We start from the raw sequence: 24,947 nt of genomic DNA, 5'->3' as shown, positions 1-24,947 counted from the left end.
TTAAATTCTCAACGCCACTTCCCCCAAATGCCCGCCATACGGCCCGAAACTTCTTTCGACCATATGCCGCGTCCCATCCGCCTGCACAATCAGCGCAGTACTTGCTCGCGTCCCGTAACTCGGGCTGGCAATGAACACACTCGACAACAAACTCTCGGTCGCCAACCCGACGCCGGTATCCGGCAGTTCGGCGGACGGCGCGGTCTGCGGGTCGTTCAACAGCGCCAGCAACGCCTGCGGTTGTGGATCGTCCAGCACTTCGCTCAACGCCGCCTTGGCCTTGAGGACCTTCGGCCAAGGGGTGTCGAGCCCGGCATTCGACAACCCGTAGACACCTGCAGCCAGCAGCGTCGGTTCAGAGGCCAATGAATGGTAGTGCCAGAGTTCGTGGGCGTTGCCGACTAACAGGTTGAAGCCGGCATATTCCAGTGAGCGTCTGGAAACGTCGGCTAAATAGTCATCAATCGGCATTTCACCGCTGAGAAAACGCGCCACCAATTCGCCTCGGGATTTACGCGCGGGGGGTTGGTGAGGGTTGCGGATGTTGGTCAGCGCAGCAAAGCGTCCGTTGGCGCCAATGCCGAGCCAGGTGCCACCGGCTTCCAGGTCACGCCCGGCATACACCTGCGGGGCTTCGGGCCATTGGGCCAGCGGCCGGCTGGGGCGGGCATAAAACTCATCGCGGTTGGCCGCGACGATCAGCGGCGTCGCGTGGCCGGGGCGCCAGGCGAAAACGATCAGGCACATAAGGCTGTCCCTTGGTGTTTTTTGCCACTCTACGCAGACATCGGCCGGGTATCCATCGCCATTCAGTGGAGCTTGAGGCCGTGCATCCGTTACCATGCCGCGGCTATTTTTGAGAAGCGGATAAGGACTGTCATGGAATTTCTGCTCTACATGGTGCTGGGCGCCTGCGCAGGCGTATTGGCCGGGCTGTTCGGGGTTGGGGGCGGGATCATCATCGTCCCGGTGCTGGTGTTCAGTTTCTCCTTGCAGGGCTTTGATCCGTCGGTGCTTACCCATCTGGCGGTCGGCACGTCGCTGGCGACCATCATCTTTACCTCGGTCAATGCGGTTCGCGAGCATCAGCGCAAAGGCGCGGTGCGTTGGCCGATCTTTGTCTGGATGACCCTCGGGATTCTCATTGGCGCCGGTTTTGGTGCGCTGACCGCCGAAGCGATTTCCGGTCCGCATTTGCAGAAAATCATCGGCGTGTTTGCCCTGGTGATCGCCGTGCAAATGGCCCTGGAGCTCAAGCCCAAGGCCAGCCGAACCGTTCCCGGCAAGGTGGGCCTGACCCTGGCCGGCAGCGTGATTGGCTGGGCCTCGGCGATTTTCGGGATTGGCGGCGGTTCGTTGACTGTACCGTTCCTGACCTGGCGCAGCGTGCCGATGCAGCAAGCCGTGGCGACTTCGTCGGCCTGTGGCCTGCCAATCGCATTGGCCAGTGCATTAAGTTTCATGATTCTGGGCTGGCATGAACCGCTGTTGCCTGCCCATAGTCTGGGGTTCATTTACTTGCCGGCGCTGCTGGGGATTGCCCTGACCAGCATGCTGTTCGCCCGCTTCGGTGCACGGCTGGCCCACAAGCTGTCGCCGCGTTTGCTCAAAAGACTGTTTGCCGCTTTGCTGTTGTGCGTGGGCATCAGCTTTTTGCTCTGAGCCTTTTGCTTCGAGCCGTGGCGCAATCCTGGCTTAATCCCGGCGTGGCACGGTCGCGCCAGGAATTTTAGGTTTCAACTCTAACGAGGAGTCGTAATGCTGCCTTACCCGCAGATTGACCCGGTGGCCCTGGCCATCGGCCCGCTGAAAATCCACTGGTACGGCCTGATGTACCTGATCGGCATCGGCGGCGCGTGGTTGCTGGCGTCGAGCCGGATGAACCGCTTCGACCCGACCTGGACCAAGGAGAAGCTCTCCGACATGGTCTTCTGGATGTCGATGGGCGTGATTGTCGGCGGCCGCCTGGGTTATGTGCTGTTTTACGACCTGAGCGCCTACATTGCCAACCCGCTGCTGATTTTCGAGGTGTGGAAGGGCGGCATGTCGTTCCACGGCGGTTTCATCGGCGTGATGCTGGCGGCGCTGTGGTTTGGCAAAAAGAACGGCAAGTCGTTCTTCCAGCTGATGGACTTCGTCGCACCGATGGTGCCGATCGGCCTGGGTGCCGGGCGCATCGGCAACTTCATCAACGCCGAGTTGTGGGGCAAGCCGACCGACCTGCCGTGGGCGATGATCTTCCCGACCGATCCGGCGCAGTTAGCGCGCCACCCGTCGCAGCTGTATCAGTTCGCCCTCGAAGGCGTGGCATTGTTTGTCATCCTTTGGCTGTACTCGCGCAAGCCTCGGCCGACCATGGCGGTCTCCGGGATGTTCGCGCTGTTCTACGGGATCTTCCGGTTCGTCGTTGAACTGGTGCGGGTGCCGGACGCGCAACTCGGCTACCTGGCGTTCGGCTGGGTGACCATGGGTCAGGTGCTGTGCATTCCGATGATTGTCGGTGGCCTGTACCTGATCTGGCTGGCCTACAACCGCGCCCCGGCGACTCCCGCTACTCCGGCGCCTTGACGCGCCGCGCTCTACATTCGAAACGCAGGGCTGCGGCCCTGCGTTCAAGGACACAGGTAATTCATGAAGCAATATCTCGATCTGGTCGCCCACGTCATCAAGAACGGCACCAAACAAGCCAACCGAACCGGCGTGAACACCATCAGCTTTCCCGGTGCGATGCTGCGTTACGACCTGAAAGACGGTTTCCCGGCGATCACCACCCGCAAGATGGCCTTCAAGTCGGCCATCGGCGAGATGTGCGGCTTCCTGCGTGGCGTGAACAACGCGGCTGAGTTCCGTGCGCTGGGCTGCAAGGTCTGGGACCAGAACGCCAACGAAAACGCTCAGTGGCTGGCCAACCCGTTCCGCCAGGGCGAAGACGACCTGGGCGAGATCTACGGTGTGCAATGGCGCAAATGGCCGGCGTACAAGCAGATTCCGGTCAGCAATCAGGCTGCTATCGAGCAGACGTTGAGCCAGGGCTATCGGCAGATCGCCGAAGGCGAAGAAAACGGCCAGGCCTACGTGGTGCTGTACAAGGCCATCGACCAGATTCGCCAGTGCGTCGACACCATCATCAAGGACCCGGGCAGCCGCCGGATCCTGTTCCACGGCTGGAACGTGGCGCAGCTCGATGAAATGGCCCTGCCGCCGTGCCACCTGCTGTATCAGTTCCACCCGAATGTCGAGACCCGGGAAATTTCCCTGACCCTCTACATCCGCTCCAACGACTTGGGCCTGGGCACGCCGTTCAACCTCACCGAGGGCGCCGCGCTGCTGAGCCTGATCGGTCGCCTGACCGGTTACACGCCGCGCTGGTTCACCTATTTCATCGGTGACGCCCACGTCTACGAAAACCATCTGGACATGCTCAACGAACAGCTCAAGCGCGAGCCGTTCCCGATGCCGAAACTGGTGATCAGTGATCGTGTGCCGGAGTTTGCCAGGACGGGTGTGTACCAGCCGGAATGGCTGGAGCAGATCGAGCCAAGCGACTTCTCGCTTGAGGGTTATCAGCACCACGCGCCAATGACCGCGCCGATGGCGGTCTAAGCCTTAACGCAATCCCTGTGGGAGCGAGCCGGCTTGCGAAGAAGGAGTGTCAGTCAACATCTCTGTTGAATTTGATGGCCTCTTCGCGAGCAGGCTCGCTCCCACATTGGTTATGCGGTGTTCTTAGTGGCCGTGACTGCGGCCAACAGGTGAGGGCTTGGCCTCACTCGCTGCAACCCCGGCGCTAAAACATTACGGATCAAGCCCCTGACCGCTTTTGTGATTGTTTCCCAGATGTGGACTTCCGAGCCTGCCAGAGTTGAAGGCGGCGATGGCAAGGTTCAGTCTCGGGTGGATGCTGCACACGGTATTGCTGCGTGGCATTTTCTGAAGATCCGGATGGCGTCTATTTGTGGAAGAACTCAATCGCAACCTGTTCCTGGCGATCAACGCCAGCGCGGACGTCTCGGCGCCGATGCTGTCCCTTGCGATGTTTTTGGCGCAGTGGCTGATCTACGGTGTACCGATTTTGCTGATCGGATTGTGGCTGCGAGGGGCACGTCAGGAGCGGGTGGCGGCGGTTACCGCGACGCTAAGCATCGTCTTCGCACTGGGTTGCAATCTGCTGATCAGCAGCCTCTGGTTTCACCCGCGCCCGCTCATGCTGGGGCTGGGGCAACAGCTTCTGGCGCATGCCGCTGAGTCCTCCTTCCCCAGCGACCACGCTACCGTGATGTTCACGCTGGCCTTTGGCTTGATACTGGCAACGCTGCGCAAACTGGGCCTGCTGGTTCTGCTGCTGGGTGCGTTGGTTGGCTGGGCGCGTGTTTACCTGGGCGTACACTTTCCATTCGATGTTGCCGGGTCGATACTGGTTTCGCTGGCCAGCGCCTGGCTGGTACGGGAAGTGTTGGGCTACAGACAACTTGGCGAGCACCTGCTCGATGCTCTCGAGCGTGTGTACCAGCGAATGTTTCCAACACTCAGTCGTAGGGGCTAGCGCCCGGGTATCTGTTTCATTACCGCCGCGCAGGCGTTGGAGCATGACAGGGTGAACAGGTGAGCCAGGCCAGGCCAGAACCTCCTCGTATTCCACGAACCGTTTGGGCCTTGGGTTTTGTCAGCCTGTTCATGGATGTTTCATCCGAATTGGTGCACAGCCTTTTGCCGGTGTTTCTGGTCACGACCCTGGGCGCCAGTGCGCTGACCGTCGGCCTCATCGAGGGCATCGCCGAGGCGACAGCGATGCTGGTCAAAATCTTCTCGGGTGCGATCAGCGACTTTATCGGTCGGCGTAAAGGCTTGCTGTTACTGGGGTACGGTTTGGCTGCGTTGACCAAACCGTTGTTCCCGTTGGCTCACTCGGTGGACGTGGTGTTCACCGCGCGCTTTCTGGACCGCATCGGCAAGGGCATTCGTGGTGCGCCGCGCGATGCCTTGGTGGCGGACTTGGCCCCCCCGCAGATTCGCGGTGCCTGCTTTGGATTGCGTCAGTCGATGGATACCGTCGGTGCCTTTGTCGGTCCGGCGCTGGCTATCGTGTTGATGCTGTGGCTCGCCGATATCCAGCAGGTGTTGTGGTTTGCCGTGATCCCGGCCGCTATCGCGGTGGCGTTGATTGTCACGGGCGTAAAAGAGCCTGGGCACGCGGTCAGAGAACACACCTTTCGATCACCAATTCATTGGCGAGTCCTTCAGGACTTTTCGTCCAGGTACTGGTGGGTGGTGCTCGTGGGCGGGGTGTTTACGCTGGCACGTTTCAGTGAGGCGTTTCTGGTATTGCGGGCGCAGCAGGCTGGCTTGTCCACCACGTGGGTGCCGCTGGTGATGGTGGTCATGTCGGTGTTCTATGCGGTGTCTGCGTACCCGGCCGGCTGGCTGTCCGACCGGATCAGTCGTACCCGGCTGCTTTTTCTCGGTATGGGACTTTTGGTGCTGGCGGATCTGCTGCTCGCACAAAGCCATTCGACCCTGACGATGCTGCTGGGCGTAGCCCTGTGGGGACTGCACATGGGGTTCAGCCAGGGCATCCTCGCCACACTCATCGCCGACACCGCACCCAACGAACTGAAGGGTACGGCGTTTGGCATTTTCAATCTGATCAGCGGCGTCTGCCTGTTGGTCGCCAGTGTTCTTGCAGGCTGGCTGTGGCAAACGGTTGGTGCACCAGGCACGTTCCTCACAGGCGCGCTGCTGTCGGGTTTAGCCATGCTGTTGCTGGTGCTACGCGGCGCCGCTTAATGCCCGTGGCTTCTGCCGACATGTGACGGCTCGGCCTCACTCGCTACCACGCCGCCGCTGACCTCCAGCCGCTGCAAAATCCCGCACTGTTCGATATCCGGCCCTTCGCTGCAGCGTTGGCGCAGGTCGATGAGTTGTGCCTGCAAGGCCAGCAGGCCATCGATCCGTGCCTTGACGTGGAGGATGTGCTCATCGACCAGCGCGTTGACGCTTTCGCACTGATCCTGCGGGCTGTCACGCAGGGCCAGCAGGCTGCGGATTTCTTCGAGGGTCATGTCGAGGGTGCGGCAGTTGCGGATGAAGGTCAGGCGTTCGGTGTGGGCCTGGGTGTAGACGCGGTAGTTGCCTTCACTGCGGGCTGGTTCCGGCAGCAGGCCTTCGCGTTCGTAATAGCGGATGGTTTCGACCGCGCAGTCGGTCAGTTTGGCCAGTTCGCCGATCTTCATTGCAGCAATCTCCAATGGGGTGCTTGACCCTATAGTGGCTACAGGGTCTTTACTTGGCAACAGGCACCTTTATGGACGCGACCCGATGAGCGATTCCCTGCACACCCACAAGCCCCACGCTGATCACGATCACGATCACGATCACGATCACAGCCACACGCTCAAGCCTGTGGAGAAACACGATCACGCCAGCCATGGCGGTTCTTGCTGCTCCAGCGCGGCGGCGCCGTCACTGATCAAGCTCAGTGAAACGCCGACCGATGGTGCACGCCTGAGCCGATTCCGGATCGAGGCTATGGACTGCCCGACCGAGCAGACGCTGATCCAGAACAAGCTGGGCAAGCTTTCGGGTGTGCAGCAACTGGAATTCAACCTGATCAACCGCGTACTCGGCGTCACCCACGACCTGCCGACCACCGCGTCGATCATCGCCGCGATCAAGTCCATCGGCATGGTCGCCGAACCGATCGAGGAGGGCGCCGACGCGCAAACCGGCAGCCCGGCCCCGGTGAAAAAGCCCTGGTGGCCGTTGGCGCTCTCGGGTGTCGGTGCCTTGGCGGCCGAAGTGATTCACTTCACCAGCGCCGCGCCGACTTGGGTGGTGGCCATCGTCGCGCTGATTTCGATCCTCAGCGGCGGTTTGGGCACCTACAAAAAGGGCTGGATCGCCCTGAAGAACCTCAACCTGAACATCAACGCACTGATGAGCATCGCGGTGACCGGTGCTGTGCTGATCGGCCAATGGCCGGAAGCGGCGATGGTGATGTTCCTCTTCACCGTGGCCGAGTTGATCGAAGCCAAATCCCTGGACCGCGCGCGCAATGCCATCAGCGGCCTGATGCAGATGACACCGGAAAAGGTCACCGTGCAGCAGGACGGTAACTGGATCGAGTCTGAAGCCAAAAACATTGAACTGGGTGCGCGGGTGCGGGTGCGCCCCGGCGAGCGTATTGGGCTGGACGGTGTCGTGGTGTCCGGCAACTCGACCATCGACCAGGCGCCGATTACCGGTGAAAGCCTGCCGGTGGAGAAAACTGTCGGCGACAAAGTCTTCGCCGGCACCATCAATCAGGCTGGTTCCCTGGAATACACCGTGACTGCCGCCGCCAACAACTCGACCCTGGCGCGGATCATTCATGCCGTGGAAGAGGCGCAAGGCGCACGGGCGCCGACCCAGCGCTTCGTCGACAGCTTCTCGAAAATCTACACCCCGGTGGTGTTCATTTTTGCCTTGGGCGTGGCACTTGTCCCGCCGCTGTTCATGGGCGCGGCATGGTTTGACTGGATCTACCGCGCACTGGTACTGCTGGTGGTTGCATGCCCTTGCGCACTGGTGATTTCCACCCCGGTAACCATCGTCAGCGGCCTCGCGGCGGCGGCGCGCAAAGGCATCCTGATCAAGGGCGGCGTGTACCTGGAGGGCGGTTACAAACTCGATTACCTGGCGCTCGACAAGACCGGCACCATCACCCACGGCAAACCGGTGCAGACCGATTACCTGTCCCTGGACCCAACGGTGGAGGCCACCGCGCAGGTGCTTGCCGCCAGCCTGGCCGGGCGCTCGGATCACCCGGTGTCGCTGGCCATCGCCAACGCGGCTGTGGATAAACAGCTGGCGCTGCTCGCTGTGGATAACTTCGAAGCACTGACCGGTCGGGGCGTGCGCGGCGAGATCAACGGTCAGGTGTACCATTTGGGCAACCACCGCTTGGTCGAAGAGCTGGGCCTGTGCTCGCCTGCGCTGGAAGAAAAATTGTTCGCCCTGGAAAAACAGGGCAAGACTGTAGTGTTGCTGCTCGACACCTCGGGACCGTTGGCGCTGTTTGCCGTGGCGGACACGGTCAAGGCGTCCAGCCGTGAAGCCATCCGGCAGTTGCATGACCTGGGTATCAAAACCCTGATGCTGACCGGCGACAACCCGCACACTGCGCAGGCGATTGCCGCGCAGGTGGGCATTGATCAGGCCCGGGGCGACTTGCTGCCGACTGACAAGCTCAAGGCCATCGAAGAACTGTACGCCCAAGGGCACCGGGTCGGCATGGTCGGCGACGGCATCAACGACGCACCGGCGCTGGCCCGTGCGCAGATCGGTTTTGCGATGGCCGCGGCTGGCACTGACACGGCGATTGAAACCGCCGATGTCGCCTTGATGGACGACGATCTGCGCAAGATCCCCGCCTTCATTCGCCTGTCGCGCCAGACCTCCACTGTCCTCACGCAAAATATCGCCTTGGCGTTGGTCATCAAGGCGATCTTTCTTGGGGTAACCTTCGTAGGCCTCGCCACCATGTGGATGGCGGTGTTTGCCGACATGGGCGTGGCCCTGCTGGTGGTGTTCAATGGTCTGCGCCTGTTGCGCAAGTAAATGAAGTGAGGGTGTCGTGCTGAGTGCCGAGCTGAAGGCTTTTTACATGGTCGCGCGTTTGGGCAGTATTACCCTGGCAGCGAAAAAGCTCGGCCTGAGCCAACCCACGGTGACGACCCAGATTCGGCACCTGGAAAGCCAGTATTCGGTTGAGTTGTTCTACCGTGGCGGTCGCCGGCTGACAGTCAGCGATGAAGGGGCGCGGTTGCTGCCGATGGTCAAGACGCTGATGCAGCAGGAGGCCGACATTGAGTTTTTCCTGCGCAACAGTGGTCAGGTCCAGGGCGCGCTGCGTATCGCCGCGACAGCGCCGTATTACATCCTGGATCTGGTGAAGGCATTTCGCGAGCGCTTGCCGCAGGTGGACGTCTCGGTGGAAATCGGCAACTCCCAGCAGGTGCTCGAAGCCCTTGAGGACTACCGGGTCGACCTGGCTGCGTCCTCGCAGTTGCTGGAGGACGCGCGATTGACCCGCCGGGTACTTGGCACCGACCCGCTGGTGCTGGCGGTGCATCGTAACCATCCACTGGCGGTGCATGATCATGTGCAACTCAGCGCGCTGGCCGGGCACACCTTGTTGATGCGCGAAACCGGCTCGACCACCCGGCGCCTGACGGAAGAACTGCTGGCCAGCGCGGGTGTGAGCTTTGGCCCGTTACTGGAGATCGGCAGCCGCGAATCGATCCGCGAAGCGGTGCTGCGCAACATCGGCATCAGCATCATCGCCCGCCAGGAAGTTCCCCACGACCCGCAGTTGCGGGTGCTGACCCTCGAGAACGCCCCGCAGATCCCCGAATATCTGTACTGCCTCAAGGAGCGCAAAAACGCCCGCCTGCCAGCGGCATTCCTCGGCCTGGCCCAGGAAATGGCCCCGGCCTGAGGCATGTGTTGTATGTGACGGCCCCTTCGCGAGCAAGCCCGCTCCCACAATTGACCGCGTAACCCTGTGGGAGCGGGCTTGCTCGCGAAAGCGTCCGTCCAGACACCGCCGATCTTGAACCAAAATCCCCGAATACCACTATCGGCCGTTTTTGCCTCGCTGCCACATGACGGACGCATTACAACTCTAGGATAGCCTGCATCTGCTAGATGAGGCCCGTCCATGAACCACCCGAACGCAACTGCCCAGGTCTTTCCCGGCGCACCGATGAAGGTGCGCGGTATCGAGAAGCGCTTCGGCGCCTTCACCGCGCTGGATAACGTGTCGCTGGACGTCGAGGCCGGTGAACTGGTGTGCCTGCTCGGGCCTTCCGGTTGCGGCAAAACCACCTTGCTGCGCTGCATCGCCGGTCTGGAACGTCAGGATCGCGGCGAGTTGTTTCTCGGTGATCGGGACGTTTCCCTGCTGGCACCGCAGGCTCGGGACTACGGCATTCTGTTCCAGTCCTACGCGCTGTTCCCCAACCTCACCGTTGAAGCCAACATCGCCTACGGCCTCGCTGGCAGTGGCCGCGATGAGGTGCGCAAACGCGTCGGCCAGATGCTGGAACTGGTCGGCCTGATTGGCAGTGAGAAAAAGTACCCCGGCCAATTGTCCGGCGGCCAACAGCAACGGGTCGCACTGGCCCGGGCCTTGGCGCCGGCCCCGTCGTTGCTGCTGCTGGACGAGCCCATGTCGGCTCTCGACGCCCGGGTTCGCGAGCACCTGTGCACCGAGTTGCGCCAGTTGCAGCGCAACCTCGGCATCACCACGTTGATGGTCACGCACAATCAGGATGAGGCCATGCTGATGGCCGACCGCATCGCCGTGATGAACAACGGCAAGGTCGAGCAGTACGCCACGCCCCAGGAAATCTACAACCGACCGGCCACGCCGTTCGTGGCGGAGTTCGTCGGGCAGGGCAACTGGCTGCCGTTCCAGCGCAGCAGCGACAGCCATGCGCAGGTCGGCGGAATGAACCTGCGCCTGGCCGATAACAGCGGCAAAGCCGCGTCGGGCCGACTGTTCTGCCGCCCGGAAGCCATCAGCATCAACCCGTTGGTGCATGAAGAAAACCTGTTCCCGGCCAAGGTCCGCGAGATCACGTTCCTGGGCAACCGTTGCCGGATGAGCTTCGAGTTAAACCAACTGCCGGGCCATGCGCTGCTCGCCGAACTGGCACCCGAAGCCATGCCGCGCCTCGGTGCCCAGGACATCATGGTCGCCCTGCCGCCGCGCAGCCTGCAGGTGTTTGCCTGATGAGCGCGCCCATCGCGCTGCCGATACCGCACAAGCAGGTTCGGCAGGCCTCCCGCGCCGAAATCGGCGACCGGGTGTTCGTGGTCGGCGGCAAGGTTCTGCTGCTGTGCCTGCTCTGCGTTGCAGTGTTGATGCCGCTGCTGGCGATCTTCTGGCGTGGCTTCAGTAGCGACGCCGGGCAGGGCGGTGGCCTGGTCGCCGCCCGCACACTTGTGACCAGCGCCAACTTCCACTGGCTGCTGGGCAATAGCCTGAAAGTCTCCCTCAGCGTCGCGGCCATCGTCGTGCCGCTGGCGTACCTGTTTGCCTACGCCCTGCAACGCACGCTGATTCCCGGCAAAGCGATCTGGCGCGGCATGTCGCTGCTGCCGTTGATGGCGCCGTCGATGCTGCCGGGCATTGCTCTCGTATACCTGTTCGGTAACCAGGGCATGTTGCGCGGGCTGCTGTCGGACAACATCTACGGCTTCTGGGGCATTGTGCTGGGCGAGGTGATTTACACCTTTCCCCACGCCTTGATGATTCTGCTGTCGGCGCTGTCCCTGGCAGATGCGCGGTTGTTCGACGCCGCGTCGAGCATGGGCGCCAGCCCGGCCAAGGCGTTTCGCAGCATCACCTGGCCCGCGACCCGGCAAGCGGTATTCGCCGCGTTCTGCCTGGTGTTCACCCTGACCATCACCGATTTTGGTGTGCCGGTGGTGGTCGGTGGCGACTATCAGGTGCTGGCGCTGGAAGCCTACAAAGCCGTGGTCGGTCAGCAGCAATTTGGTCGGGGTGCGCTGATCGGCATGGTGCTGTTGCTGCCGGCCCTGTTCAGTTTTGGCGTCGACGCCTGGCTGCGCCGTCGTCATGGCGACTCCATGAGCGGTCGGGCGCAAGTCTTCCAACCGGCACCGTCGCGGTTGCGCGATGGTTGCTACCTGACCGTCGTGTTGCTGATCTGCGCTGCGCTGTTGCTGGTGTTCGGCATGGCGGTGTACTCCTCGCTGGTGAAATTCTGGCCGTACAACCTGTCGCTGTCGCTCAATCACTACCAGTTCGGCGACACCGCCGGCGGTGGCTGGCTGGCCTACGGCAACAGCGTGAAGATGGCCTTGTGCACGGCGTTGATCGGCAGCGGTTTGATTTTTACCGGTGCCTACCTGATGGAAAAAACCCGTGGCCAGCGCGGCTTGAACCTGGCGCTGCGCATGCTCAGTTTCGTGCCGATGGCGGTGCCGGGGTTGGTGTTGGGCCTGGGCTACGTGTTCTTCTTCAACCTCACCGGCAACCCGTTGCACGTGTTCTACGGGACCATGACCCTGCTGGTGGTCTGCACCATTGCGCACTATCTGACCACCGCGCAAATGACCGCCACCACCGCGCTGCGCCAGCTCGACGCCGAGTTCGAAGCCGCCGCGCTGTCGCTCAAGGCGCCGCTGTACCGCCACTACCTGCGCGTCACCGTGCCGATCTGCCTGCCGGCGCTGCTGGACATCGTGCGCTATCTGTTCGTCTCGGCGATGACCACCGTTTCAGCGGCGATCTTCCTCTACAGCCCCGACACCATCCTCGCGGCGGTGGCGGTGCTGAACATGGACGACGCCGGCAATGTCGGCGGCGCGGCCGCCATGTCGACCCTGATTCTGTTCACCTCGGCGGGCGTTTCCCTGCTGCTGGCTTGGGCTTCGCGCGGCTTGTTGCGCCGTTCCCAGGCCTGGCGGCAAACCGCGCCCGGCAATTGATCCCGCTCACACCCAACCACTCTGATCTGCACTTAAAAGGAACCGCACCATGTTCAAGCCCCTGGCTCTTGCCGCTGCTGTCCTCGCTGCTTTCAGCCTGAACGCCTTCGCTGCGAAAACCGAGTTGACGGTGTACACCGCCCTCGAAGCCGAACAGTTGAAGACCTATAAAGAAGCCTTCGAAAAGGCCAACCCGGACGTGGAGATCAAGTGGGTACGCGATTCCACCGGGATCATCACCGCTAAACTGCTGGCCGAAAAAGCCCGTCCGCAGGCTGATGCGGTGTGGGGCCTGGCGGCCTCCAGCCTGGCGATCCTCGACCAGCAAGGCATGTTGCAAAGCTACGCACCCAAGGACCTGGGCAAGATCGGCGGTAACTACCGCGACGCTGCCAACCCGCCAGCCTGGGTGGGCATGGACGTGTGGGCCGCGACCATTTGCTTCAACACCGTCGAGGCCCAGAAGCAAGGCCTGACCAAACCGGTGAGCTGGCAGGACCTGACCAAGCCTGAATACAAAGGCAAGATCGTCATGCCGAACCCGGCGTCGTCCGGCACCGGTTTCCTCGACGTCAGCGCCTGGCTGCAAACCTTCGGCGAGAAGCAGGGCTGGCAGTACATGGACGACCTGCACCAGAACATCGGCCAGTACGTTCACTCCGGTTCCAAGCCATGCAAGTTGGCGGCTGCGGGTGAATTCCCGATTGGCATTTCCTTTGAATACCCGGCCGTGCAGCTCAAACGCCAGGGCGCGCCGCTGGACATCGTGCTGCCGAAAGAAGGCCTGGGCTGGGAAATCGAAGCCACCGCCGTGATCAAAGGCACGCCCCACGAAGACGCCGCGAAGAAACTCGCCGACTTCTCGGCAAGCCCTGCCGCGATGGAGCTGTACAAGGAAAACTTCGCTGTCCTCGCCCAGCCTGGCATCGCCAAGCCACAGACCGAGCTGCCGGCCGACTACGAGCAACGCCTGATCAAGAACGACTTCGCCTGGGCCTCGAAAAACCGCGACGAGATCCTCACCGAATGGCGCAAGCGTTATGACGGCAAGTCCGAGAAAGTGGTTGCCAAGTAACTGACGAAACCCTCTGTGGCGAGGGAGCTTGCTCCCGCTCGGCTGCGTAGCAGTCGTAAACCGGTTGACGCGTGGTATCTGAATAATCGCGGTATCAAGGTTTTGGGACCGCTTCGCGGTCCAGCGGGAGCAAGCTCCCTCGCCACAAGGGACTGTGTTGTACGCAGGATTTTTGCAGGACAAAACTCAATGACACACCACCGCGACATGCTGATCGTCGGCGCCGGTATTCTGGGCTTGTCCCATGCTTATGCCGCCGCCAAACGCGGCCTCAAGGTCAGCGTCTTCGAACGTAGCGAAACGCCGTTGGGCGCTTCGGTGCGCAACTTCGGCCAGGCGCTGGTCACCGGGCAACCGCCGGGCCAGATGCTCGAACTGGCCAAGGCCAGCCGGGAAATCTGGGGCCAATGGGCGCAGCTTGCGGGTTTGCAGCTCAAGCGTAACGGCTCGTACCTGTTTGCCCGCACCGAGGCCGAAGAACACCTGCTGGACGTCTTCTGCGAAGGGCGCGCCATCGAGCACGGTTACCGCGTCGACCTGCTGCGCGGCGCTGCACTGCGCGATCTGTACGGCGGCCAGTTCAGCCATCACCGCGCCGCGCTGCACGGCATGGACGATCAGCAACTGTATTCGCGTGAAGCCATTCCGGCGTTGATCGACTACCTGCGCCGCGAACTCGGCGTAGCGTTTCACTTTTCCACCCTGGTGCGTGACATCGAGCCAGGTCGCTTGCACAGCACGGCTGGCAGTTTTACCGGGGAGCAGATCATCGTCTGCTCGGGCCACGATTATCAGACCTTGCTGGCCGAGCCGATCGCTGCGCTCAATCCGCAAATCTGTCGCCTGCAAATGCTCCGCGCCCGGCCGCAGATCAACCTCAACCTGCAACATGCGCTGCTCACCGGGTTGAGCTGTGTGCACTACGGCGCCTTCGCCGATTTGCCGGAAGCGGCGGCGGTGCAGGCGCAGATTCTGCGCGAGGCGCCACACCTGCATGAGCATGGCATTCACTTGTTGATCAGCCCGACGCCACATGGCGAGCTGATCATCGGTGATTCCCACGACTACGGCAGGGACCCATCGCCGTTCAATGCTGAACAGGTCGATCACTGGATGCTCGAACTGGCCGAACAGACGTTGGGTTGCAAGGTGCAGGTGATCGAGCGTTGGCAGGGCGTTTATGGGGCTCGCGGGGCGGTGCCGTTCTCGTTCTTGCAGGCCGCACCGGGCGTGCACGCGGCGTTGATGCATACGGGCGTGGGCATGAGCGTCGGGCCGGCGATGGCCGAACGTAACGTCAGGACCTTGCTGGGAGAGCCCTGATGGATCGCACCTCGCAGGTCATTGCCGAGGTGTTCGGCTGGTACGAGCGCTTTGGCGACAGCGACTACATCGGCGAGCCGGTGTCGCAGGTCGAGCACATGTCCCAGGCCGCTGAACGGGCCATGGCCGAAGGCTTCGACGATGAAGTGGTGCTGGCGGCATTCTTCCACGACATCGGGCATCTCTGCGCCGAAAACGCCGGGAGCATGGGCGGTTTCGGCGCGGTCAGCCACGAACGCCTCGGTGCCGATTACCTGCGCCGCCTGGGCTTTGGCGAGCGCATGGCGCGACTGGTGGAGTATCACGTTCAGGCCAAGCGTTACCTGACGTTGACCGAGCCGGGCTATTACGCACGATTGAGCGAGGCCAGTCGGCGCACGCTGGACTATCAGGGCGGTGTGATGACGGCTGTCGAGGCGCAGGCGTTTGAGCGGGACCCGTTGTGTGGGATCAGCCTGCGGATGCGCCAGTGGGATGAACAGGCGAAGGTGTTGTGGGTGCCGGTGATTGATCTGGAGGTATTGAAGGCGAAGGCCTACAGATTATTGCGCAGCAGCATCGTGACGCTCGACGGCGCTGAGGTATCTCACGGCAAATAGCGAAACGAGGCATGGACCGCCTTGATGCAAGGATTTAGCTTGGTCTTTTGAGAAGGAAACGCACGGATGCGTTATGTGAAAGTGATCGCTTTTGACGGTACTGAAAGGGGAGCGGTGGACACCGTTCATTTTCAGTTTTACGCGGATGCAGTGTTGTATCGGGAGGAGACAATCCGTGGCGTAGGGGCTGATCGTCGCCCTCTTCGCAAGTTCGCCCAGGCTTACTTGAAGCTCGGCTGGTTCAGCGCGGGTGAGGGTGGGGAGCGCTGCTTGCACATCCTCGCGAACAACTTCACTGCCGACGGAACGCCTGAAGCGGTGTGGCTGTACTTCCGCGAAGGGGCGATGACGGCCTACAAGGCCGTTGCACGCGACCTTGATAACGACGGGGCTCTGGAGTTGATTTTGAGTTCGGACGTGAACAATGACGGGCGGGCAGACAGAAAGGATCGGGGCCTTGTCAGGTTGTTGGCTAATGAGTTTTTGAAGTTTGGCTAAACCGTTCCAACGCGAGAGCGTGGGAACGATGAGTGCCTATAGTTGCTGAGCCAATACCTCAACCTGCTCCTGGCGTTCGGCCTGACTCAACTTCGGTTGCGGATTGAGCGACGACCACTGTGGATGCGCCCGGGCCTTGGTCAGCGCTTCGGGCAGTTTGCCTTCGCGCCAGCTCTTGTCCTGGGGTGTCGCGACTTCGATGCTGTGCATCGCCGCGTGCCCGCGCAGGTTCAAAGCGTGCACCAGTTGCCGCTGACGCAACGCCAACAGGCGCAGCACGCTGTCGTCGACGGTCAGTTCGCGCTGGCCCTTGATTTTGCCCAGTAAACGGCTGCCGTAACTGCGCGCCGTTTGCAGGGCGCCTCCGGCAATGGCCCCGGCCAGCGCCGCTGCGCCCAGGGTCAAGCCGCCCACCAGCAAGTCCACGCCGGCACCCGCCGCCGCGCCCGCTGCGATCCCGCCGCCGACCCGTACGCCCAGTTGCTTGAGTGTTTCGGGGTTGAACAAATCATCGCCCCAACGACCGTCCAGCAGCGGCAGGTCACTGGCGGCGGCGTCCTGTGGGCGGAAGGCGTAAAGCTTGAGCAACGCCTCGACGCAACGTTGTTCACGCTGACGCACCGCTTTGCGCAGCTCGCTGATGGCTTGGCGTTCCTGCTCGGCGTCACTGGCCACGCTACGCCGACACGCCGCGCAGTCGATCAACAACTCGGCGATCAAGCGTGCCGCGCTTTGCTGGCGCGCTTCACGTTGCGCCTGTTGATCGGCGATCAAGCGTTCCAGTTGGCCGCGTGCGCTCTCCATCAGCAAGGCAAGGCTTTCATAGAGTCGGCGCTCGCCATCTTCGGGCGGCGCCACGCTGTCGAAACGCACCAGTGCATGCAGCCCCAGACGGGCCAGGGCTTCGCGCCAGTCCGGCTCGCGGTGGTTGGCGCTGCTGACGAAATTCAGCACCGGCAGCAGCGGTTTGCCACAACTGGCCAGCACTGCGAGTTCGTCGCGGTACTTGGCCAGCACCGGCTCGCGGGCGTCGATGACATACAGCCCGGCGTCGGAGGCCAGCAGTTGCCGCAGCACCTTGGCTTCCTGTTCGAAACGCTGACGCGCCTCGCTGCCATCAAGGAAACGCGCCAGTCGCGCCGGGCCGTCGAGGCGTTCGCCGGGGCGCTCCAGCCGCTCCAGGTAATCGAGCAGGGCGATGGCGTCTTCCAGGCCGGGCGTGTCGTAGAGTTCAAGCAAGGCTTCGCCGTCCACCGACAACCGCGCGCCTTCGACATGCCGCGTGGTGCTGGGGCGATGGGACACTTCGCCGAAGCCGACATCACGGGTCAGGGTGCGCAGCAGTGAAGTCTTGCCGACATTGGTGTGGCCGACCACGGCGAGTTTCAGCGGTGTGTTTGCAGTATCAGTCATGGCCCGACTCCAGCCAGTTCATGGGCGCGCAGTCAGCGAACGGCAGTTCCAGTTGTTGCAGCGCGGCATGCCAGTCGCCCAGGCGTTCGGCGTCCAGCGCCTGACCGGGCGGCGCTTGCAGCAACCAGACCCGTGTCGCGGCGGCGTTGCGGGCCAGTTCGGCGATCAACGCCAAGCTGCCGCGATCCGGCGAGCGCCGAGGGTCACAGGCAATGGCCAGGCGTGTCGGCGGGAAGCGTGTCAGCTGTTCGAGCAGTTTTTGTCGGGATTCACGGCTGTCGAGGATCCCGGCGTCTTTGACGTTTTTCGGCAGTTGCGGAGGCCATGGGTGCTGATCGTCCAGCTCGATGGCCACCAGCAGCGCGCCGTTGCTCTCCAGTGCGTGGCCGCCGCCTTCGACCTGATGCAAATGTTCAGGCGCGGCATCGCTGACGCCAAGACGCTCGCTGCTGGGCATCAACCGTTCGCGCAGCTGTGCGTAGCCGGGCAGTTTCAGGTCCAGCCCCAGCGCTGCGCGGCCGGTTTTCCAGCGCCACAGGCAAAACAGCGCCAGCAACAGGCGCGGCAACACGCCGTACACCAGCAACACACCGACCAGCCACGTCGCCCAGGCTTGCCGGGCGCTTTCGATGTTCAGCGCGGCGTCACCGCTGGCGCGGATCATCTCTACGGTGGGCACGTTGAAACCCAGCAGTGCGGGCAGGGCGCCGAGGGTTTGGGTCATGGCCACGAACGTGTCGCTGCTCAGGAGCGTGGTTTCCCAGACAAAGCCGTAGCGTCGGGTTGCCATCAGTATCAGCAGCATCGCCAGGGCACTGAGCATTGCCAGCAGCCACACGCCGTTGACCAGCACGCCGAGTACCCAGCGATTGAGTTTTCGGCGTTGCAGCAACAGCAGCAGGGCGGGCGCCAGTTGCGCGGCTTTGGCGTCACGGGCGAATTTTTCACTGAGCCACAGCCACAAGCGCCCGAGGGTGACGCCGTAGTCGCCGGCGAAGATCAGGCCCGAGGCCCAGCTCAGCAGTAGAATCAGGTTCAGCCCGAGCAGGCTGCCCAGGGCCCAGAACACATTCACCGGTTGCCGGCCATCGCTCAGCGCGGCCAACGCCAGGCCCGTGCCGCTGATGACCGCCAGCACGGCCAGCACGATCAACGCCAGTCGCGCCCCTTGCAGCCAGTGGCGCAGGGCGTCGGTCAAACCATCGCGTTTGGCCAGCCACAGGGCGCGGGCCTGGATGCGGGTCGGCAGGTCGCCGCCAGCGCTGCGGGCCAGTCGGTTGGCTTCCTGATCGTCCAGTGGGCCTGCATGTTCCTCGCGCAGGCGCACGGTTTCGGTCAGCCAGAGTGTTGTCAGTTCAGTCACGCGCCATCCCGTCGCTCAAATGAGTCGAGAGCATAACCGCTGTGGCGCTTATCGGGGTAAGCGAGCCTCTGGTATCCTCGCCGACATGAAAAAAACTCTCCCTCTCAGCCTGATTGCAGCCCTCGGTGAAAACCGTGTGATCGGCGTCGACAACAGCATGCCCTGGCACTTGCCGGGGGATTTCAAATACTTCAAGGCCACCACGCTAGGCAAGCCGATCATCATGGGTCGCAAGACCTGGGATTCCCTCGGTCGTCCGCTGCCGGGCCGGTTGAACATCGTGGTCAGCCGTCAGGCGGATCTGGTGTTGGAAGGGGCGGAGGTTTATCCGTCGCTGGAAGCTGCCGTTGTTCGGGCAGAAGAATGGGCGCTGGAGCAGGGCGTCGATGAGCTGATGCTGATTGGCGGCGCGCAGTTGTATGCGCAAGGAATGGCACTGGCCGATCGGCTGTACCTGACCCGCGTGGCGCTGAGCCCCGAGGGTGATGCGTGGTTTCCGGCGTTTGATGTGAACCAGTGGAAACTGGTGTCGAATGTTCCGAATCCGGCTGAAGGCGATAAACCTGCCTACAGCTTCGAAGTCTGGGAAAAAGCTTAGGAACTGTGGCGAGGGAGCTTGCTCCCGCTGGGTCGCGAAGCGGCCCCAATAAGGCTGGTGCGGTCTTTCAGAAAGAACGCAGCGCCGGGTTTTAGGGGTGCTGCGCAGCCCAGCGGGAGCAAGCTCCCTCGCCACAAAGTTGTTCTACCCGTTAAGCGTGCGCCAAATCCTCGTGTTCATCCGCATCCAGCAGCGCTTTGTCGGTCTGCTGCATCATCTGGCTGGTGATCGCACCGGCCGTCATCGAACCACTGACATTCAACGCGGTACGGCCCATGTCGATCAACGGTTCAACCGAGATCAGCAGCGCCACCAGTGATACCGGCAAGCCCATGGCCGGCAGCACGATCAGCGCGGCAAACGTTGCGCCACCGCCAACCCCGGCAACCCCTGCCGAACTCAAGGTCACAATCGCCACCAGCGTCGCGATCCACAGCGGGTCCAGCGGGTTGATGCCCACGGTCGGCGCCACCATCACGGCCAACATCGCAGGGTAAAGACCCGCGCAACCGTTCTGGCCAATGGTCGCGCCAAACGAGGCGGCGAAGCTGGCGATCGACTGTGGAATGCCCAGGCGACGGGTTTGCGCTTCGATGCTCAGCGGAATACTTGCGGCGCTGGAGCGGCTGGTGAACGCGAAGGTCAGCACCGGCCAGACTTTACGGAAGAAGCGCAGCGGGTTGATCCCGGCCAGCGACACGAGCAGGCCGTGAACCACGAACATCAGGCCCAGGCCGATGTACGACACCACCACAAAGCTGCCGAGTTTGATGATGTCTTGCAGGTTGGAACCGGCGACCACTTTGGTCATCAGCGCCAGCACGCCGTACGGGGTCAGCTTCATGACCAGGCGCACCAGACGCATCACCCAGGCTTGCAGGGTGTCGATGGCGTTGATCACTTTCTGACCTTTTTCCACGTCATCCTTGAGCAGTTGCAGGGCTGCAATCCCCAGGAATGCCGCGAAGATCACCACGCTGATAATCGAGGTCGGCTTGGCCCGGGCCAAGTCGGCGAACGGGTTCTGCGGGATAAACGACAGCAGCAACTGCGGGACATTCAGGTCTGCGACCTTGCCGGCGTAGTCGGTCTGGATGGTTTGCAGGCGCGCCATTTCCTGGGTGCCGGCCACCAGGCCTTCGGCGGTCAGGCCGAACAGGTTGGTCAGGCCGATGCCGACCAGCGCCGCAATGGCGGTGGTGAACAGCAGGGTGCCAATGGTCAGGAAGCTGATCTTGCCCAGCGACGAGGCGTTGTGCAGACGGGCCACGGCACTGAGGATCGAGGCGAATACCAGCGGGATCACGATCATTTGCAGCAACTGCACGTAACCGTTGCCGACCAGGTCGAACCAGCCGATCGAGGCTTTGAGCACCGGGTTGCCGGCACCGTAGATCGTGTGCAGCGCAACGCCAAACACCACGCCGAGTACCAGCGCGAGCAGGACCTTCTTGGCCAGGCTCCAGGTGGTGTGGCGGGTTTGTGCCAGGCCGAACAGCAGGGCGAGGAATACCAGCAGATTGAGGATCAGCGGCAGATTCATTGAGGCTCCGTTAAGTCTTTGCCAGTCGCACGCTTGGGCAACCGCGAACCGGCAAGCCTAACAGCTTGATATTTATTGATTTAATAACAAAAACGCATGGCAACTGTCGTTTTTGGAATAAGGCCCTGACGCTGTGGCGAATGTCGGTGGCGCAATCGGGACGCAAGCGGTCGTGCGCAGACGAGGACTGTCACACTTATTTGTTAGCGTCGATGGCTTTCAGTCAGGGAGAAATGCACATGAAGTTCGCTCCGAAAATGTTAGCCGTTGCGATGTGCCTGGGCCTTGCCGGGCAAGCGTTGGCCACCGATCTCAAGCACTGGCCCCAGGATCAGGCCAGGCAACTGGACGCCATGATCGCGGCCAACGCCAACAAAGGTAACTTTGCGGTGTTCGACATGGACAACACCAGTTACCGCTACGACCTCGAAGAGTCCCTGCTGCCGTTCATGGAAAACAAGGGCCTGATCACCCGGGAAACCCTCGATCCCTCTCTGAAACTGATGCCGTTCAAGGACACCGCCGACCACAAGGAAAGCCTGTTCAGCTATTACTACCGACTCTGTGAAGTCGACGACATGGTCTGCTATCCATGGGTCGCACAGGTTTTTTCGGGCTTCACCCTCAAGGAACTCAAAGGCTACGTCGATGAGTTGATGGCGTCCGGCAAACCGGTGCCGAGCACTTACTACGAAGGCGATGTGGTCAAGACCATCGAGGTTCAGCCGCCCAAAGTCTTCACCGGGCAAGCTGAGCTGTACAACAAGCTGATGGAGAACGGCATCGAGGTCTACGTGATGACGGCCGCATCTGAAGAGCTGGTGCGCATGGTCGCTGCCGATCCGAAGTACGGCTACAACGTCAAACCGCAAAACGTCATCGGCGTGAGCACGCTGCTCAAGGACCGCAAGACCGGCGAGCTGACCACGGCACGCAAGCAGATCAGCGCCGGCAAATATGACGAGAAGGCCAACCTGGGCCTGGAGCTGACCCCGTACCTGTGGACGCCAGCGACCTGGATGGCCGGCAAGCAAGCGGCGATCCTGACCTACATCGACGAATGGAAAAAACCGGTGCTGGTGGGCGGCGATACACCGAGCAGTGACGGTTACATGCTGTTCCACAGCGTCGACGTGGCCAAGGGCGGCGTGCACTTGTGGGTCAACCGCAAGGACAAGTACATGACTCAACTCAACGGCATGATGGCCAAGCACGCAGCGGCCCAGGCCAAAGAAGGCTTGCCGGTGACGGCGGACAAGAACTGGGTGATCGTCAAGCCGGAGGATATTCAGTAAGAACAGGCTGCCAGCATCGCCAATAGCGCTCTGGCTCGGACGGTTGCGGGGGATTTCGCCTCCGTCATCGGCGAGTCCGGGCGCTTTGTTCATTCGTAAGAGTGTTTCAACTTGTGACGGTCTAAGGCGTTCTGCCATACTCGCGGCCCTTTGCGCCCCGGCCTGTTTTTTCAGTGTCGGGCTCTGGTTTCTGCTGTACGTAATGGACTACGTTGTGAGCTATCTCTCGATTGAATTCGGCTTGTGTTTCATCCTCTTTTTCCTCGTTTACTGGTCTGTGTGCTGGAGTACGCGTCTACAGAACGTACTGTTGCTGGCCGCCAGTTACGCGATCCTCGCCAGTTTCAGTCTGGACTTCCTCTACATCCTGTTGGGCTACACCGCACTGGTGTACTTGCTTGGGCTGCTGAGCGAACGTTTTCCGGGGCGCTCATTCGTCAACGGGTTGATGTTGTTGCTGGTGCTCGGCTGTTTTTATCTGTTCAAGTACCAGGACTTCTTTACCAGCACGGTGCAAAGCGCCTTCGCCCAGCTTGGGCTGGAAGTCTCGCTGCCGCTGCTGGAAGTGCTCCTGCCGGTCGGCCTGTCGTTCTACACCTTTCACTCGGTCAGCTACCTGGTGTCGATCAACCGTGGCGAGCTGAAACCGGGTTCGCCTTTTGACTTGGCGCTGTACCTGGCGTTTTTCCCGAGCCTGATCGCCGGCCCCGTGAACCGGGCCACTGACATGCTGCCGCAGATTCGCCCGGCGCAAGCCCGGCAGGTGCTGGAGCCGCAGCGGGCGTTGGGGCTGATTGCTCTGGCGGTGGTCAAGCTGTTCTTCCTCAGCTCCTGGCTGGCCAACGAATGGGTCGACCCGGTGTTCGAGTCGTCCGTGAGCTTTTCGGCCGAGCAGATCCTGCGCAGCGTTTACGGCTATTCGTTCCTGATCTACTTCAACTTCAGCGGTTACACCGACCTGGTGACGGGCATCGCCTTGCTGCTGGGGTTCCGTCTGCCGCTGAACTTCAATTTCCCGTACACCGCGCGCAACCTCAAGGAATTCTGGGGTCGTTGGCACATCAGCCTGTCGACGTTTATTCGTGACTACGTGTACATCCCCCTCGGTGGTAATCGCCGTGGGGTCTGGCGCGGCAATCTGAACATGCTGCTGGCCATGCTGATTTCCGGGCTGTGGCACGGAGCCAGTGTGAACTTCATTATTTGGGGTGCGCTGCATGGCGTGGGTCTGGCGCTGTACAAACTCTTCAGCCACTGGCTGCCGGAGCGTCCGACCTGGCTGGGGGCCGATCTGCTGGCGCGGCTGCTGACCTTCCACTATGTGGCGTTTGCCTGGATCTTCTTCCGCTGTGCATCCCTGGGCGATGCCATTGAGATGCTCAGCGGTCTGGGTGGGATGTCGCGGGCGGGGTTGGTCAGCAACGGTCTTTCGCTGTTGGGCTGCCTGTTGTTCGTGGCGTTCTATCCGCAGATCGTGGCGCTGACGCGTCGGCTGTTCGACGCCAGCATCCGGTTGCCATGGCTGCTGTATCCGGTGCCGTTGGGGCTGTTCATTTGCGTGGTTATCTTTGCTTCACCATCGGGCGTACCGGGGTTTATCTATGCCAGTTTCTAATGCGTCGCCACTGTCCACGAACCTGCGCGGCGCACTCAAAGTGCTGTACGCGATTCTTGTCACCAGCGCGCTGCTGTTCTGGTTCAACCAGGACTCGATTCGCCTGTACTGCCAGCAGAAGTATCACGATGGCTGCGAGATTCCGGGCCTGGCGCAGAACCCGCAGTGGCGCTTCGGTGCTCAGTTGAACCAGACGCTGGCGGATGCACGGTCGGGGTTCATCGCCCGGCTTGAGGGCCTGGGTGACGTCAAACTGATCGCGCAGGCTCAAGCCGCAGCGAATGAAGAGGAACCGCTGGGCGAGACGCTTGCGCCATTGCCGACGCTCGAACCGGCACCGGTAGACGCTGCGCCCCAGGTCGTGACTCATCCGGCGGTGACGCCTGCGCCGCCCGTCGAGGTGGTCAGTGCACCGGCCGCGCCGGTTAATCCTGTACCGGTCGGCGACGCGCCGGTCACTGCGTTGATGGCGACGCTGGCGCTCGGTGACGAGGTGTTTTTTGTCGGTGATTCGCTGATGCAAGGGGTTGCCCCGCACATGGCGAACACCCTGCTCAAGCGTTACAAGGTCAAGAGCATCAACCTCAGTCGGCAAAGTACCGGGTTGGCCTACCCGAATTTTTTCAACTGGCCGAAGACCGTCGAAAGCACCTTGCAGGCCAACCCGAAGATTCGCCTGATGGTGATGTTCCTCGGCCCCAACGATCCCTGGGACATGCCCGAAGGCAAGGGCAAACCGTTCTTGCGTTTCAAGACCCCGGAATGGGAAGTGGCCTATCGTCAGCGTATTGATTCCATTCTCGACTCTGCCCGGGCGCACCAGGTACAGGTGATCTGGGTCGGCCCGCCGAACATGGAAAAGCCCAAGCTGTCGACGGCCATGGCTTACCTCAACGGGCTCTACAAAAGCCAGCTTGAGGCCTATCACCAGCATTTTGTGTCGGCCAACGAGATTCTGGGCTATCAAACCGATGAGTTCTCCTATTACCTGACGGTCGACGGGAGCCGGAAGGTCAAGACCCGGGTCGATGACGGCATCCATTTCACACCGACCGGGCAAAGGCTGATCGCCGAACACGTGTTGTCGCTGATCAACTTTCCCAGTCAACAATTGACGGAGCACTGAC

Annotated in this window: 22 protein-coding genes; 17 read left to right on the top strand and 5 right to left on the bottom strand. The window is 61.7% G+C overall.

What is annotated here, in order from left to right; translation table 11 throughout:
* Positions 1 to 747: an NRDE family protein gene (locus AC1Z1G_RS25855; RefSeq protein ID WP_483623305.1), complete on the bottom strand. Its 747-nt coding sequence runs from the start codon at positions 745 to 747 to the stop codon at positions 1 to 3.
* 132 nt (positions 748 to 879) lie between these two features.
* Here AC1Z1G_RS25855 and AC1Z1G_RS25850 point away from each other — a divergent pair, with 132 nt between their 5' ends.
* The 5 genes from AC1Z1G_RS25850 to AC1Z1G_RS25830 all read left to right on the top strand — a co-directional run bounded on the left by AC1Z1G_RS25850 (position 880) and on the right by AC1Z1G_RS25830 (position 5,784).
* Positions 880 to 1,662: a sulfite exporter TauE/SafE family protein gene (locus AC1Z1G_RS25850; RefSeq protein WP_483623304.1), complete on the top strand. Its 783-nt coding sequence runs from the start codon at positions 880 to 882 to the stop codon at positions 1,660 to 1,662.
* Between the two features lie 96 nt (positions 1,663 to 1,758).
* On the top strand, positions 1,759 to 2,568 hold the full coding sequence (gene lgt, locus AC1Z1G_RS25845) for a prolipoprotein diacylglyceryl transferase (protein ID WP_347902568.1): 810 nt from the start codon (positions 1,759 to 1,761) through the stop codon (positions 2,566 to 2,568).
* A gap of 63 nt (positions 2,569 to 2,631) precedes the next feature.
* The gene (locus AC1Z1G_RS25840; protein ID WP_483623302.1) at positions 2,632 to 3,603 is read left to right on the top strand and encodes a thymidylate synthase; all 972 of its coding nucleotides are present in this window, start codon (positions 2,632 to 2,634) and stop codon (positions 3,601 to 3,603) included.
* Between the two features lie 352 nt (positions 3,604 to 3,955).
* The gene (locus tag AC1Z1G_RS25835) at positions 3,956 to 4,543 is read left to right on the top strand and encodes an undecaprenyl-diphosphatase (protein WP_483623300.1); all 588 of its coding nucleotides are present in this window, start codon (positions 3,956 to 3,958) and stop codon (positions 4,541 to 4,543) included.
* A gap of 59 nt (positions 4,544 to 4,602) precedes the next feature.
* The gene (locus AC1Z1G_RS25830) at positions 4,603 to 5,784 is read left to right on the top strand and encodes an MFS transporter (protein WP_483623299.1); all 1,182 of its coding nucleotides are present in this window, start codon (positions 4,603 to 4,605) and stop codon (positions 5,782 to 5,784) included.
* On the opposite strand, the gene cadR is transcribed toward AC1Z1G_RS25830, so the two are convergent.
* The gene (cadR, locus tag AC1Z1G_RS25825; protein ID WP_483623298.1) at positions 5,781 to 6,230 is read right to left on the bottom strand and encodes a Cd(II)/Pb(II)-responsive transcriptional regulator; all 450 of its coding nucleotides are present in this window, start codon (positions 6,228 to 6,230) and stop codon (positions 5,781 to 5,783) included. The genes AC1Z1G_RS25830 and cadR overlap by 4 nt on opposite strands.
* Positions 6,231 to 6,315: 85 nt before the next feature.
* On the opposite strand from cadR, the gene AC1Z1G_RS25820 reads away from it, so the two are divergent.
* The 8 genes from AC1Z1G_RS25820 to AC1Z1G_RS25785 all read left to right on the top strand — a co-directional run bounded on the left by AC1Z1G_RS25820 (position 6,316) and on the right by AC1Z1G_RS25785 (position 15,993).
* On the top strand, positions 6,316 to 8,595 hold the full coding sequence (locus tag AC1Z1G_RS25820) for a heavy metal translocating P-type ATPase (RefSeq protein ID WP_483623296.1): 2,280 nt from the start codon (positions 6,316 to 6,318) through the stop codon (positions 8,593 to 8,595).
* Positions 8,596 to 8,611: 16 nt separating this feature from the next.
* Entirely contained in the window at positions 8,612 to 9,475 is an 864-nt protein-coding gene (locus AC1Z1G_RS25815; RefSeq protein WP_483623294.1) for a LysR family transcriptional regulator, read from the top strand.
* Positions 9,476 to 9,697: 222 nt separating this feature from the next.
* Entirely contained in the window at positions 9,698 to 10,774 is a 1,077-nt protein-coding gene (locus AC1Z1G_RS25810) for a putative 2-aminoethylphosphonate ABC transporter ATP-binding protein (RefSeq protein WP_483623292.1), read from the top strand.
* Positions 10,774 to 12,498, top strand: coding sequence for a putative 2-aminoethylphosphonate ABC transporter permease subunit (locus tag AC1Z1G_RS25805; protein WP_483623290.1), 1,725 nt, complete (start codon positions 10,774 to 10,776; stop codon positions 12,496 to 12,498). The genes AC1Z1G_RS25810 and AC1Z1G_RS25805 overlap by 1 nt, the downstream gene beginning before the upstream one ends.
* A 49-nt stretch (positions 12,499 to 12,547) precedes the next feature.
* Positions 12,548 to 13,573: a putative 2-aminoethylphosphonate ABC transporter substrate-binding protein gene (locus AC1Z1G_RS25800; protein WP_483623288.1), complete on the top strand. Its 1,026-nt coding sequence runs from the start codon at positions 12,548 to 12,550 to the stop codon at positions 13,571 to 13,573.
* Between the two features lie 189 nt (positions 13,574 to 13,762).
* Positions 13,763 to 14,896 (top strand): TIGR03364 family FAD-dependent oxidoreductase, encoded by a 1,134-nt coding sequence (locus AC1Z1G_RS25795; protein WP_483623286.1) that lies wholly within the window; start codon positions 13,763 to 13,765, stop codon positions 14,894 to 14,896.
* Positions 14,896 to 15,495: a phosphonate degradation HD-domain oxygenase gene (locus AC1Z1G_RS25790; RefSeq protein WP_483623284.1), complete on the top strand. Its 600-nt coding sequence runs from the start codon at positions 14,896 to 14,898 to the stop codon at positions 15,493 to 15,495. The genes AC1Z1G_RS25795 and AC1Z1G_RS25790 overlap by 1 nt, the downstream gene beginning before the upstream one ends.
* Positions 15,496 to 15,561: 66 nt before the next feature.
* On the top strand, positions 15,562 to 15,993 hold the full coding sequence (locus AC1Z1G_RS25785; protein ID WP_483623282.1) for a hypothetical protein: 432 nt from the start codon (positions 15,562 to 15,564) through the stop codon (positions 15,991 to 15,993).
* Positions 15,994 to 16,029: 36 nt separating this feature from the next.
* Here AC1Z1G_RS25785 and AC1Z1G_RS25780 read toward each other — a convergent pair whose 3' ends face one another.
* Positions 16,030 to 17,406 (bottom strand): GTPase/DUF3482 domain-containing protein, encoded by a 1,377-nt coding sequence (locus AC1Z1G_RS25780; protein WP_483623280.1) that lies wholly within the window; start codon positions 17,404 to 17,406, stop codon positions 16,030 to 16,032.
* The gene (locus AC1Z1G_RS25775) at positions 17,399 to 18,769 is read right to left on the bottom strand and encodes a DUF2868 domain-containing protein (protein WP_483623279.1); all 1,371 of its coding nucleotides are present in this window, start codon (positions 18,767 to 18,769) and stop codon (positions 17,399 to 17,401) included. Before AC1Z1G_RS25775 ends, AC1Z1G_RS25780 begins: the two co-directional genes overlap by 8 nt.
* Positions 18,770 to 18,854: 85 nt before the next feature.
* Here AC1Z1G_RS25775 and AC1Z1G_RS25770 point away from each other — a divergent pair, with 85 nt between their 5' ends.
* On the top strand, positions 18,855 to 19,367 hold the full coding sequence (locus AC1Z1G_RS25770) for a dihydrofolate reductase (protein WP_483623277.1): 513 nt from the start codon (positions 18,855 to 18,857) through the stop codon (positions 19,365 to 19,367).
* A 151-nt stretch (positions 19,368 to 19,518) separates the two neighbouring features.
* Here AC1Z1G_RS25770 and AC1Z1G_RS25765 read toward each other — a convergent pair whose 3' ends face one another.
* The gene (locus AC1Z1G_RS25765) at positions 19,519 to 20,910 is read right to left on the bottom strand and encodes an L-cystine transporter (protein ID WP_483623275.1); all 1,392 of its coding nucleotides are present in this window, start codon (positions 20,908 to 20,910) and stop codon (positions 19,519 to 19,521) included.
* Between the two features lie 239 nt (positions 20,911 to 21,149).
* Between AC1Z1G_RS25765 and AC1Z1G_RS25760 the strand changes: the two genes are divergently transcribed.
* From AC1Z1G_RS25760 to AC1Z1G_RS25750, 3 genes are read left to right on the top strand one after another with little or no spacing between them, the layout of a single operon-like run.
* Positions 21,150 to 22,205 carry an HAD family hydrolase gene (locus AC1Z1G_RS25760; RefSeq protein ID WP_483623273.1) on the top strand — a complete coding sequence of 352 codons (1,056 nt, stop codon included), beginning with the start codon at positions 21,150 to 21,152 and terminating at the stop codon, positions 22,203 to 22,205.
* A gap of 43 nt (positions 22,206 to 22,248) precedes the next feature.
* Positions 22,249 to 23,820 (top strand): MBOAT family O-acyltransferase, encoded by a 1,572-nt coding sequence (locus tag AC1Z1G_RS25755; protein WP_483623272.1) that lies wholly within the window; start codon positions 22,249 to 22,251, stop codon positions 23,818 to 23,820.
* On the top strand, positions 23,807 to 24,946 hold the full coding sequence (locus AC1Z1G_RS25750; RefSeq protein ID WP_483623271.1) for a DUF459 domain-containing protein: 1,140 nt from the start codon (positions 23,807 to 23,809) through the stop codon (positions 24,944 to 24,946). The genes AC1Z1G_RS25755 and AC1Z1G_RS25750 overlap by 14 nt, the downstream gene beginning before the upstream one ends.
* Position 24,947 lies beyond the last annotated feature (1 nt).

The sequence above is a fragment of the Pseudomonas sp. JL27(2026) genome, assembly GCF_056933555.1.
Note: the sequence above shows the minus strand (reverse complement) of the source record. Positions and strands in the feature narration are given on the sequence as shown.